The organism is Noviherbaspirillum pedocola, assembly GCF_016632335.1.
In the GTDB taxonomy this organism is placed as follows: Bacteria; Pseudomonadota; Gammaproteobacteria; order Burkholderiales; family Burkholderiaceae_D; genus Noviherbaspirillum_A; species Noviherbaspirillum_A pedocola.
Window position 1 is genome coordinate 922,819 of record NZ_JAEPBG010000001.1, and the last position, 12,401, is coordinate 935,219.

The 12,401-nt window shown below is 60.5% G+C and carries 14 protein-coding genes; 13 read left to right on the forward strand and 1 reads right to left on the reverse strand.

Going from position 1 to position 12,401, the window contains the following annotated elements:
- Positions 1-210: 210 nt before the first annotated feature.
- Positions 211-909, reverse strand: coding sequence for a transposase (locus tag JJB74_RS04180; protein WP_200590527.1), 699 nt, complete (start codon positions 907-909; stop codon positions 211-213).
- Between the two features lie 365 nt (positions 910-1,274).
- On the opposite strand from JJB74_RS04180, the gene JJB74_RS04185 reads away from it, so the two are divergent.
- From JJB74_RS04185 to JJB74_RS04245, 13 genes are all read left to right on the forward strand, one after another.
- A complete protein-coding gene (locus JJB74_RS04185; protein ID WP_200590528.1) occupies positions 1,275-2,939 on the forward strand; it encodes a sensor histidine kinase in 1,665 nt (554 codons plus the stop codon).
- Positions 2,940-2,953: 14 nt separating this feature from the next.
- On the forward strand, positions 2,954-3,661 hold the full coding sequence (locus JJB74_RS04190; RefSeq protein ID WP_234483659.1) for a response regulator: 708 nt from the start codon (positions 2,954-2,956) through the stop codon (positions 3,659-3,661).
- Positions 3,662-4,252: 591 nt separating this feature from the next.
- On the forward strand, positions 4,253-4,411 hold the full coding sequence (locus tag JJB74_RS04195) for a Flp family type IVb pilin (RefSeq protein ID WP_200590529.1): 159 nt from the start codon (positions 4,253-4,255) through the stop codon (positions 4,409-4,411).
- Positions 4,412-4,560: 149 nt separating this feature from the next.
- On the forward strand, positions 4,561-4,737 hold the full coding sequence (locus JJB74_RS04200) for a Flp family type IVb pilin (protein WP_200590530.1): 177 nt from the start codon (positions 4,561-4,563) through the stop codon (positions 4,735-4,737).
- Positions 4,738-4,822: 85 nt separating this feature from the next.
- Positions 4,823-5,008 carry a Flp family type IVb pilin gene (locus JJB74_RS04205; protein WP_200590531.1) on the forward strand — a complete coding sequence of 62 codons (186 nt, stop codon included), beginning with the start codon at positions 4,823-4,825 and terminating at the stop codon, positions 5,006-5,008.
- Between the two features lie 48 nt (positions 5,009-5,056).
- On the forward strand, positions 5,057-5,617 hold the full coding sequence (locus JJB74_RS04210; protein ID WP_200590532.1) for an A24 family peptidase: 561 nt from the start codon (positions 5,057-5,059) through the stop codon (positions 5,615-5,617).
- A gap of 24 nt (positions 5,618-5,641) precedes the next feature.
- Positions 5,642-6,970: a P-loop NTPase family protein gene (locus tag JJB74_RS04215; protein WP_200590533.1), complete on the forward strand. Its 1,329-nt coding sequence runs from the start codon at positions 5,642-5,644 to the stop codon at positions 6,968-6,970.
- Between the two features lie 21 nt (positions 6,971-6,991).
- Positions 6,992-7,834, forward strand: coding sequence for a Flp pilus assembly protein CpaB (gene cpaB / locus JJB74_RS04220; protein ID WP_200590534.1), 843 nt, complete (start codon positions 6,992-6,994; stop codon positions 7,832-7,834).
- A 30-nt stretch (positions 7,835-7,864) separates the two neighbouring features.
- Positions 7,865-9,463 carry a type II and III secretion system protein family protein gene (locus JJB74_RS04225; protein WP_234483670.1) on the forward strand — a complete coding sequence of 533 codons (1,599 nt, stop codon included), beginning with the start codon at positions 7,865-7,867 and terminating at the stop codon, positions 9,461-9,463.
- Between the two features lie 9 nt (positions 9,464-9,472).
- Positions 9,473-9,739: a pilus assembly protein gene (locus tag JJB74_RS04230; protein WP_200590535.1), complete on the forward strand. Its 267-nt coding sequence runs from the start codon at positions 9,473-9,475 to the stop codon at positions 9,737-9,739.
- 32 nt (positions 9,740-9,771) lie between these two features.
- The gene (locus JJB74_RS04235) at positions 9,772-11,262 is read left to right on the forward strand and encodes a TadE/TadG family type IV pilus assembly protein (protein WP_200590536.1); all 1,491 of its coding nucleotides are present in this window, start codon (positions 9,772-9,774) and stop codon (positions 11,260-11,262) included.
- Positions 11,263-11,272: 10 nt separating this feature from the next.
- The gene (locus JJB74_RS04240) at positions 11,273-11,755 is read left to right on the forward strand and encodes a TadE/TadG family type IV pilus assembly protein (RefSeq protein WP_267913128.1); all 483 of its coding nucleotides are present in this window, start codon (positions 11,273-11,275) and stop codon (positions 11,753-11,755) included.
- Positions 11,756-11,764: 9 nt separating this feature from the next.
- Positions 11,765-12,352 (forward strand): TadE/TadG family type IV pilus assembly protein, encoded by a 588-nt coding sequence (locus JJB74_RS04245; RefSeq protein ID WP_200590538.1) that lies wholly within the window; start codon positions 11,765-11,767, stop codon positions 12,350-12,352.
- Positions 12,353-12,401: the final 49 nt, after the last annotated feature.

Here is a 12,401-nt window from a genome sequence, read left to right on the forward strand (position 1 = left end):
AAGAGGAAAAATTGGGGTCGGAGTCAATTAAAATTTACGCCCCATCAAGGTTCATTTTAATTGGGGACAGAGTGGTTACGGTGCAGGAAGCGGGTGTATCGCTGGTTTTCTGCTTACGAAATGCGCAATTCGGGCAAGTTCCCGTTCCGGGCGGCAGGTTCAACGCAGGGACCCATGCCTGATCAATGAGACGCGTAGCTTGTGCCTCTTTCAGGATACGACTTCCGCTTTTGGCGGCCTTCCCCGCCGCGCCGGACCAGCTCTGCGTCCAGTCTTTCTTTCCATCTCGCTGCGAAACGCTTCCGGACCCAGCGCCCAGCCGGAACGCAGCGCCGAGGCGAGCCGCTCGGTTTCCGCAGCCGACATCCCGGCTTCCATGCGGTGCCGGTAAGCCGCTTCGCGCTCGAAGGGCGTGTTGCCCAGTGCCCAGTACAGCGGATGGTCGGTGATCACCGGATCGGCCTGTATGCCGGCATGGTGGGCAAAGCTGGACCAGCGATACTCCTGAGGCTCCGCCGCCGCGCCAAGCCGCACCGGCTGCATTTCCAGGTAGCGGCAGCAATCGAGCAGCCAGCTCGGCGCATCCAGTACCGCCGCCCGGTAGCGTCCGCCCCAGAGCGTGCCGGTGCGGCCGTATTTGCGATTGAAGTAAGGCACGTAATAGCGGCTGAGCCACTGCATCAGCCGCGGCAGGCCCTCCGCGTCGGCGGGTGTGGCGAGCAGATCGATTGCTTCCGGCAGCAGGACATAGGCATGAATCGCCACGCGGAACTTCCGGGCACCCTCGCGCAACCAGTTCAGATAGGCCGAGCAATCCTCGGCGTCGCGGAAGACCGGCTGCCTGTCATGCCCGACCTGGCTGACGTAGTGCGGCTGCTGCGGAACGACGAGGCGAGAAAGTCGGGCCATGAAAAAGCGGACGCTAGCGAAGGAAAGCCGCCATTGTAACGGTTGCGGGAGCGCACCCAAAAAGTAACAAAGACTTGCTCAAGAGATGCGCGAAATCGATATAAAGTTTAGAATCATTTTCCAGAAAGAAAAAATTGATATTAAGAAACCTTGTCGCGAATTTAACGGCAGGAAATTACGTTTTTTATCAACGGGTAACAGAACGAACCTCATCCATTGGCAAATGGGTTTTTCTGGTGCTACTATCGAACGAACTGACTTTAAGTTTCACCCGCCCTGATTAAGTATTTGTTTCACTTTTAGTGCAGCGCCTCGGGTTTCTCTACAAATTTCAGAACATTCAGTAAACCTGGTTCGGGCCGATCTTGAAGAACAACAAGCTGACTGGCGGAATCGCGGTCGATGTATCCGATGCCCTGCTGATCGCCAGGGTAAGACTGGTGCTGGCGGTGTCCGCCCTGCTCACCGCATTCATCGAAATGCCGCACGAGGGCATGGACCTGAGCTGGATGGTGTTCTGCGGCTATGCCCTGCACACCGCCACGCTCTATGTCCTGACCCAGCTGCGCAAGCCCTTCACCGGCAGCGAGCTGATCCACTGGCTGGACGTGTGCTGGTATGCGCTGATGGTGCTCTCGACCGGCGGCAGCCAGAGCCTGTTCTTCCCCTTCTTCTTCTTTGCGATCCTGACCGCATCCTTTCGCTGGGGTTTCGATGAGGGCTGCCGCGTCGTCGTCGCCTGCGCGGCGCTGTATTTCGCCATCGGCATCGCCACCAATGCCAGCACCGAGGTGCCGCGCCTGCTGTTGCGTGACGCCTTCACGCTCGGCCTGGGCTACATGATCGCCTACTGGGGCGAATCGGAAATCGCCCTGAAGCGCCGGCTCGCGCTGCTGCGCGACGTGAGCCGGCTGTCGAATCCGCGCTTCGGCGTCGATCACACCATCACCACGGTGCTGGAGAAGACCCGGGAATTCTTCCGCGCCGACAACTGCATCCTGGTCAGCCGCGATGTCGACAGCGCCGACTGCAGCTACCGCGCCGTACGCAGCCAGGGCGCGCGCTCGGCCCGGGCCGAGCGCATCGGCGTCGACATTGCCGCGCCGATGCTGGCGCTGGCGCGCGGCCACGCCGCGGTGTATGACGGCCGTCCGCCCTCGCTGCTCGGCGCCCTCGCCGGCATAGGCGGCCTGCGGCTGCATGACGCCGAAACCCGGCGCTGGAACGCGGTGGAAGGCGAGGATGCGGCCGGGGTAGCCGAGCTGCTCGACGCCGACCAGTTCATTTCCGCACCGGTGCCGCTGCGCAATGGTGAAGGCCGTCTCTACATCGCATCGCGCCGCGGCGGCTTCTCCAGGAACGATGCGCTGTTTCTGAGTCAGCTTGCTGCGCAAGCCTTCCCGGTGATCGAGAACATCGCCCTGCTCGACCGCATGGCGACCGAGGCCGCGGCCGAAGAGCGAAGGCGCATTGCGCGCGATCTGCATGACACCACGATCCAGCCCTACATCGGCCTCGAGCTTTGCCTGCATGCGATGCGCAAGAAGGCAGGCGACGACAACCCGTTGATCGAAGACCTGGACCGCCTCACCGAGATGGGCGGCCAGGTCATCCAGGAATTGCGCCGCTATGCCGGCAGCATCCGCAACCCCGCCATCGGGAACGGCTCCACGCTGCAGACCACGCTGCGCCGCCAGGCCGAACAGATGTCGCGCTTCTACGGCATCGACATCGACCTCGGCATCGAAGGCGCGCTCGACCTTTCCGACCGACTGAGCGCCGAAATCTTTCAGATGATCAGCGAAGGCTACGCCAACATCCGCAAGCACACCTGCGCGCGTCGCGCCTGGCTCAAGCTGCGCGACGAAAACCATTGCATCGGCATCGAGATCGGCAATGAATGCATGGAAGCGTCGCCGGCCTTCACGCCGCGCTCCCTGTCCGAGCGCGCCGCTGCGCTGGGCGGGCAGGCCTGGGTGGACCGGGCCGGCAGCGGCTGCACCGTGGTGCGCATAGAAATACCAATATAAGAAGAGGGATAGGCATGCAGGGCAATGCAGTGGAAATTCAGGTGATGCTGGTCGACGATCACCAGACGATGTTATGGGGCCTGGAAAAGCTCATCGATTGCGAAGCGCCTCGCATGCAGGTGGTCGCTACCGCGCGCAACGGCGAGGAAGCGGCGACGCGCGCCGGCCTGTTCGCGCCGGACCTGGTGCTGCTGGACCTGGACCTCGGTGGACAGGACTCGCTGGACCTGATCCCCAGCCTCATCAGGAACGGCAAGACCAAGGTGCTGGTGCTGACCGCAAGCACCGACCAGGACAAGCTCGACCTCGCGGTGCGCCGTGGCGCGCGCGGCGTGCTGAGCAAGGCTTCCGCGCCGCAGGACGTGGTGAAGGCCATCGAAAAGGTGCACCGCGGCGAGCTGTGGCTGGACCAGGCCATGCTTTCGCGCGTGCTGGGGCACCTGATCAACCCGGCCCCGCAGCGTCCCGATCCCGAGCTGGAACGCCAGAGCCGCCTAACCGGCAAGGAACGCCGCGTCATTCAAGCTATCGTCGAAGGCAATGGCGCGCTGAACAAGACCATCGCGCAGAGCCTGTGCATCTCGGAGCACACGCTGAGGAATCATCTGACTTCGATTTACCAGAAGCTGGATGTGGCGAATCGGCTGGAGTTGTATGTGTATGCGGTGAAGCATGGGCTGGGGGCGGCTAGAGCCGGAGGCGACGTGGAAATGCGAGCCTGAGGGCCACCTGAGAAAAGGCATTCTCCCTTCCCGGTATTTTCGCAAAGTGGGCGCAGCCCGCGTGGTCAACGGGCGATCAATCAAACCGCTAGGGCTGCGCCTTCTCCGATGAATACGTCCGGGCCTGCATGCATAAGCTCCTGCAAGTTCAAACAACCAAAGAAGCCTTACGACAAAGGGCAATAAGGCAGCCGGAAGCGCCAGCCTGACAGCCATCCAGACGCACCCCACCAATCCGCTCGTGCCGAGCCGCTGCATCGCGGCGGATCGAAGCATCGCATCAGCCTTGTTCAGCCTTGTGCCGCTTCGTAAGAGAAGTTGTACAGACGCATATCGAAGCCTAACCTGCGCAGTTCGCACAGCCCGCGCAGCGACGGAACCCGTCAGACACCCTCCCCCTCCCTGATCATTTGTCCCGATCCATCTAGTACTTAACTCCCGGGTGTTCGATCAACCCAGGGTCATCAATTCCTACAAAAATCGGTGCGTTTGTCAGATGTTCTCTGACGGCCTTGTCGGTATCGTTTCCATCATCAGCGAAGCGGTTTCAGTCTCGCGACCGAAACGGCCAAAACACATTCGGGGATGGGAATGCATTCGATCGATGGCATGGACCTCGGGGTCATGCAGTTCATGCGGGACGAGGCCGGGGTCTCCTTCATCGAATGCGCGCTGGTGGCATCGCTGATTGCGGTCGTTGCGGGAATCGCGGCGCTCGCATGGAGCAAGGGGAAAAATGGCTGGCTCTGATTTTTCGCATCAGCGGCAAATGAGAGCGGCAGGAGAGCGGGAGGTCGTCGGCGTGCGCTGTTGCGAGGGTGGGCCGGCCAACAATAAAACCTGCGTAGTGGTAGTCGGTAGAAAAATTGATCTCTTACTTTTACTTGAAAGGAAACGTCATGGAAATGATCAAGAACTTTATTCGGGAAGAAGACGGTGTGACGGCTGTTGAGTATGGCCTGATTGCGGCGTTAATTGCGGTTGTTATTGCTGGGGCTGTGCAAGCAGTTGGAACCAACCTTAACGCAGTTTTCGGCTCGGTTAGGGATTGCCTCTCATCCTCCCACACTTGCTGAAGTTAAAGCCAGGCCACCTTTACGTGGCCTGTATTTCCAAAAACAGCAAGGGGGCACTGTGAAGAATTGTTTTTCAAACGAAGTAATGCACGCTTTCCTTAATGATCGGTCCGGCGTCACTTCGATCGAATACGCCCTTCTTGCTTCACTGATAGCGATTGTGATCGCTACTACAGTAAGCCTTCTAGGACAGAACCTTGCCGCACTCTGGCAACAGGCGAGAAATTGTATGGCTTATGCCGCAAACAAAGGCTCAGGCACTTGTCCTTAAGTGGACTTAGAACACCAGTCATCTAATAGCGCTCTGATGGAATAAGTGATGATCGATTCCGGCATGATCCACGTTGGCAGTTTCTTCATTGAAGTCGAAACAGCGCTAATGATCCTGATGCTTTCGATTGCGAGCATCACTGATATCGTGTCCAGGAAAATCCCAAACTGGTTGATCTTGGCCGGAATCACATCAAGCTTTCTCTACCAAGTCCTATCACCTTACGGCTTCGGCTTCAGCACTTGGTTAGCTGGTTTAAGTGTCGGACTGCTGACCCTTTTCCCCTTATATGCTCTGCGGGTTATGGGAGCCGGTGACGTAAAGCTAATGGCAGCCGTTGGAAGCTTCTTGGGTGGCAGTGCCGCGTTCTCAACTCTGATCTACACACTAATTTCGGGCGGCGTGCTCGCTCTCGTCTTCATCCTGTTCAAACGCACTTGGAAGAGCAGCTTTCAGAATGTCACGCTGATCGGCATGCACATGTTCTCCAGCGTGCTCGCGAAGCGTGTCTACCTCGCGGAATATCCGGTTCAGACCAGCGGACATCTTCCATACGCCGTCGCCATTTTCGCCGGCACCCTGCTCCACCTCTACGTCTTCCGCGGCTAGCGGCAAACCAACGAACAGCCAGCCATGGAAATGAATCCATCCGACCGCGACCCGCCGCCATCCGAGGCCACGACCCGGATGCGTTCACCGCGCACGATCGAGGAAACCGGTCTGCCCTTCCTATTCATGCTGGAGCTGATTGCGAAGATCCTGTTCCTGCGCGGGCAGATCCGCCTGAGCGAGATGGCCTCGCACCTGTGCCTGCCTTCGACTGTGCTCAATGGCGTGGTCGACTTCATGCGCACTGAAAAACTGGTGGAAGCCCTACGCGTCGGCGGCACCAATACCGACGCTGACCTGCATTACCGGCTCACCGGCCCGGGCCGCGAGCGCGCCGGCGAATGCCTGGCCCGCAATGCCTATGCCGGCCCTGCGCCGGTGAGCCTCGCACGCTATTGCGAGCAGGTGCGAAGCCAGCGGGTGGCCGACATGCGCATCCGCCGCGAAGACCTTGCGCGTGTTTTCGAGAACATCGTCCTAGATCCGCGCATCCTCGAGCAGCTCGGCGCGGCAATGAACTCCGGCCGTGCAATCTTCATCCATGGGCCCGCCGGCAGCGGCAAGACCTACCTCGCCGAACATCTGACCACGCTGCTCAAGGGCGACATCTGGGTGCCGCATGCATTGCTGGTCGATGGCGAAGTGGTGCAGGTCTACGATCCCGCGATTCACCTGCCCGCGCTGGAAGACGCATCCGCCGCGCCCTCGCTGGACCGCGGCGCGCAGGGCGATGCGCGCTGGCTGCGCTGCAGGCGGCCTACGGTGCTGACCGGCGGCGAGTTGAACATGGACATGTTCGACCTGCATTTCGATCCGGCCACGCGCTATTACCAAGCGCCGCCGCATTTGAAGGCCAACAACGGCCTGTTCATCATCGATGACCTCGGCCGCCAGCGCTGCTCGCCGACCGACCTGATGAACCGCTGGATCGTGCCGCTGGATAGAAACCGCGATTTCCTGTCGCTGCATACCGGCCACAAGTTTATGGTGCCCTTCGATGTGATCGTGGTGTTCTCGTCCAACCATGCGCCGGAAGCGCTGGCCGACGGTGCCTTCACGCGGCGGCTCGGCTACAAGATCCATGTCGGGCAGCTGACCGAGGAAGAATACGCACGCATCTTCCGCCAGGCCTGCGCGCAGTACGAGGTGCCATGGTCCGAAGCGGCTTTCCGCTATCTGCTCGAGAAGAAGCACTACACCGAGGACCGGCCGCTGCTGGCCTGCTATCCGCGCGACCTCGTGAGCCAGGCGCGCGACCTGGCCCGCTACGAAGGCACGCCGGTGGAGCTGGACAGCCGGGTGCTGGACTGGGCCTGGCGCAATTATTTCGACAATGCCGCGGCATTGTCCTGACGCTGCAACGAGGGGATAAAAATGAGGAACACCCGCGCATTAGTCACGATGATCATCGCCGTCGTACTGGCCTTCGCCGCGGTGGTCGTCGCGGCGCGCTGGATCAGCGCACAGGCGCAAGGATCGACGGACAAGGTTGCAGTGGCTGCGACCGACATCGGCCTCGGCGCAAAGATCACACCCGACATGATCCGCATGGTCGACTGGCCTTCGGGCTCGAAGCCACCCGGCATCTTCAACGATGCCAAGACGCTCGAGAGCCGCGTGACGCGCACCAGCATCACGCGCGGCGAGCCGATCATGGAAGGCAAGCTCGCGCCGCCCGGAACTCAGGGCGGCCTTTCCGCCGTGGTGGCCGAAGGCAAGCGCGCCATCACGGTGCGGGTCAACGACGTGGTCGGCGTGGCCGGCTTCGCGCTGCCGGGCAATTACGTCGACATCCTGGTCAACACGCAGGGCGAAGGCGCGGGTGCGAATGGCAGGGGCGAAAACATTTCGAAGATCGTGCTCGAGCGCATCCTCGTGCTCGCGATCGCGCAGGAAGCGAGCCGGGACGACACCAAGCCCAAGGTGGTCAATGCGGTGACGCTGGAAGTCACGCCCGACCAGGCGGAAAAGCTCGATCTCGCGCGCAGCGTCGGCTCGCTGTCGCTGGTGCTGCGCAATCAGGTGGATCCGAGCCCGGTGAACACCGATGGCGCGACCAAGGCGACGCTGTTCAATGTGAAGGCGCCGGCGCAACCCGAGACGAAGCCGGCCGCGCCGCGCCCTGTAGTGAAGCATGTCGCCGTGCGCGCGCCGCGGCCGGCTGGCACACAGGTCGAAGTGATCAAGGGCCTGGCGCGCAGCACGCAGGAATTCTGAGGAACAAAAACACCCGAGGGAGAAGCCTTCATGAAAAACACCCGGATCGAACGGAGCCAAGGCCTGCTGCGTATGTCGCTGGCAATTGCCGGCGTGATCGCCGTTACCCATGCCCATGGGCAGACCAGCATCGAAGCGGGCATGCTGACGGCGAAGACGCCGCCAAAGGCCGCCGCCAAGACCGGGACAGCCGCTGCGGCAAAGGCACCCGTGGCCGGGACCGTAGCCACCCCGGCGCCGCAAACAATGCGCATGCCGCCGACGAACAATGTCGAACTCGCGCCGCAGGTGAATCTGTCCGAAGGCAAATCCACACTGATGCGACTGCCCTATGCCGCAAGCAGGCTGTCGGTCGGCGATCCGCGCGTGGCCGACGTGATCCTGCTGAATCCGAGCGAGGTCTACATGCTCGGCAAATCGGTGGGCAGCACGAACCTAATGCTGTGGAACAAGACCAATGACGCCACCATCGTCGACATCGCGGTCAACGTGGACACTGCCGGCCTGCAGTCACGCCTCGCGCAGCTTATGCCGGAAGAGAAGGACATCAAGATCACGACTGCGGCCGATACGCTGATCCTCTCCGGCACGGTGTCGGATGTCGTCAAGGCGGACCAGGTGCTGGCGCTGGCGAATGCCTATGTGCAGCGCAGTGCGCGCGGTGGCCAGGGCGGTGCGCCGCAGGGCGCGCCGGGCCAGGATGGCGCGCCTGCGGCCGGCCCGCAGGGCGGCGCGCCGAAGGTCATCAACATGATGGGCATAGGCGCGCCGCAGCAGGTGATGCTGGAAGTGAAGGTGGCCGAAGTGTCCAAGACGCTAGTGGACAAGCTCGGCGCCAGCATAGGCGCGAGCCACACCCATGGCAGCTGGACCTATACGCTGCTCAACAACCTGCTGACGGGCAGCCCGGGTGTGCTCGACGCGTTCAACAACAAGAACGGCAACTTCGCCACGCTCGATGCGCAGAAAACCGATGGCCTGATCAAGGTGCTGGCCGAACCGACCGTGATGGCAATCAGCGGCCAGGAAGCCAGCTTCCTCGCCGGCGGCAAGATCTTCATCCCGGTCAGCCAGACCAACAACGGCGCCACGCCGACCATCACGCTGGAAGAAAAGGAATTCGGCGTGGCGGTCAAGTTCACGCCGACGGTGCTCGATGGCGGCCGCATCAATCTGAAGGTCGCGCCCGAGGTGTCGGACCTGAACAAGGATGGCGTCGGCATCAGCGCCACCGGCACCAATACCACCGCGATCCTGCCTTCGTTCACCACGCGCCGGTCGACCACCACGGTGCAGCTGCGCGACGGCCAGAGTTTCGCGATCGGCGGCCTGATCAGGAACAACGTGGTCACCAACATCAAGGCCTTCCCGGTGCTGGGCGAAGTGCCCGTGCTCGGCGCGCTGTTCCGCAGCAGCGACTTCCAGACCGATCGCTCGGAACTGGTCTTCATCATCACGCCGCACCTGGTCAAGCCGCTCGGCCCGGACTATCCGCTGCCGACCGATAGCTATATCGAACCCAGCCGCACCGATCTCTTCATCAACGGAAAGATGGAAGGCACGCCGCCCAGGGCAGCGCGCCGCGAATCCGCCGATGCCGCGCTGGGCGCGGGCTTTGAAATGAAATAGGAGCCAGACATGAGCCGCAGACTTTTCACGCTTACTCCGCTATGCCTGCTGATCGCTGGTTGCGTGCAGCCGGCCCCGGTGCTCGACAGCCATCTCGGCGATGCGGTCACGATGCTCAAGGCGCAGCAGATCATCAATCCGGAAGCGGGTCGCAATCCGGACCCGGTGGCCGGCATCGATGGCAAGGCGGGCAAGAGCGGGTATGACCAGTATCAGAAGTCGTATCGGGCGCAGGAGCCGCAGACGAATGTGTTCACGATTGGGATAGGAAGGTAGCCGGCACAGGCCAGCATGGAAGAAGGTGCGCGATGAGAGCGACATTTAAAGTTCGCAGGGAGAAAGGAAATGTGGCCATTACTTTTGGCCTCATGCTCGCTGTCGTTTTCGGCTTCATGGGCCTGTCCCTGGATCTCGCGCAGACCTATGAAATGAAAACAGAACTTCAGAACGCAGCCGATGCGGCTGCCCTTGCCGGCGCGAAGGCATTGAACGGCACACTGGTCGGCATCAACGCTGCAGTCAGCAACGCGAAGTCTGCAGCGTCCAGCAACAAATTCAAATACTCAACGCCTGTCACGCTGCAGGACGCAAACATCAGCTTTGGCGACGATCCCGACACGACCAACTGGAAGACGGTTGCTCAGGCGCAGAGTTCACCGGCGGGATTGCTGTTCATCAAAGTGGACACGGGCTCGAAAACTCAGGACATCGTCAATTTCATGAAGGTTGCTGCTGTCGCCCGCGGCGACGGCAGCACGACTGCGCCAACCACCTATGGAAGCGCAGTCGCTGGCCGCTTCTCCCTGGGCATTTCCCCGATAGCAGTCTGTGCGCTTGACCCTGCGAACAAATATGGCAAAGTCAGCCACAGCGCCGCCGGAATTCCTGATGAACTGTCGGAATTCGGATATCGTCGCGGCCTGACCTATGACCTCGTCAATCTCAATCCGCTCGGCGCAAGCGCTAATAAATATCTGTTGAATCCGGTTGATATCCCGACCGGCGCCAGCGATAACAACTGCAATCCCAGCAACGGAAGCACCACGACGGCACTGCCTTATATTTGCTCGGGTACGGCATCCATCATTACCACGCTCCCCGGATATGTGTTCGCGAATACAGGTTTCCAATCCAGCCTGAACGCCGAATTCAATTCCCGCTTTCTTGATCCTAAAACTAACAAGGCATCCTGCACCACTCCTCCTGATGCCAACATCCGGGAATACACGGCAAACAAAACGGGTCAGGGATTTCCCAGTCAATGGATGACTCCGGCACCCGCTAACCAAGGCGTTTCTCTCGTCCAGAGCGGAAACGGACAAAACAAGATCACTCTTCCCTTCACGCCGCCAGCGGCAAGCGCGAGCAACTGGGGCGTGCTGTGGTCTTACAGTCCAGCAGTCCAATGGGCCGCCACGCCTCCATCCGGCGGATACACGCCTTACACGACGCCGGACTGGTCCAAGCTTTATCCGAGCACCGCCGCGCCGCAAGTTCAGGCTTTGCCTGCTTATCCGACAAGTACGACGTTCTCAGATCCTCCCTCTCCGTATAACCAATCAAGCGGAAGCCAATTCTTTTCACAGGGCAGCGGATCCCGCGATCGACGCGTGCTGAATGTTGCCCTTGCGGACTGCAGCACTTATCAAAGCAATGGGAAATGCAGCACCCTGAAAATCATGGGCATCGGGCGCTTCTTCATGCCCGTTCAAGCAAATATCCCCAGCAATCTTTACGTCGAATTCGCCGGCCTCGTCCCGGACAACGAGCTCACGACGGACATCAAGCTTTACCACTGAGCCAGGAAAAATGAAACCGCCCAAGTCCCTGTCGCGCTCAAGCCATTTTCAACGAGGCGTAGCAACCGTCGAGATGGCCATCATCGCCACCGTGATGCTGCTGATCACGGCCGGGATGATCGAGTTCTCTCGCGCGTTCTGGTACAGGAACGCGCTCGACAAGGCAACCAGGGATGCCGCTCGGTTCATGTCCATGGTCGCGTCTACCGACATGAAGGACGCCACGCAGCTTGCCAGCGCCATCAGCACTGCGAAGACCATTGCTCTCACTACAGCGAACGGCGCGAACGTTCAGCCGGCCCTGACTACCAACAATATCGACATCAAATGCGATGCCGCCGCATGCTCCGGCACCGCCCCGACCTACATCACCGTCAGCATCGTCAATTTTTCCGTGCGCATAGGGCAACTCTTTCCCTTCTTCTCGCATAGCGGGGGCACGTTTGGGGACATTCCGCTGAACCCCGGAACCACCATGCGGTACATGAATTGAGCAAACGCCATGACCCGCCCCTTCCCTCAATCCAAAAAGATCCTCGGCGCGGCAAGCGTCGAATTCGCGTTGATCGCGCTCTTCATCTTCCTGCCCCTGCTGTTCGGAATGATAGAGATGGGACGGGTCATGTACCTGTGGAACACGGCACAGGAAATCACGCGCAGGGCCGCAAGAGCGGCAGTAGTCACCGACTTCACGAACGCGGCCGCAATGACCACGATCAGGCAGAACGCGATATTCCGGTCCGATTCCGGATCGCTGCCCGCGGGCATGGAAATCACCGACAGCTCGGTTGTCATCAACTACCTAAGCTTGAGCCAGCAGGTCATCGACCCGACCACCACCTGCCCGGCAAAAAACATCAGCAATTGCATACAGGACCCGACCAGCTCGAGCTGCATCCGCTTCGTCGAAGTCAGTTTGTGCCAACCCGGCACCGGCCAGACGAATGCCTGCAGCCCAATCATCTATTCGCCGCTTGGCACCTTCTTTTCCATCCTGAAGAAATTGAACATCTCGCTGCCGATTCCGGCTTCGTCGGTGGTGATGCCGGCGGAAAGCCTGGGCTACAGGCCCAATGCCACGCCATGTTGATTCGAAGGATGAAGAAGGGCGTCTGACGGTTCCGACGCATTGGATAAAT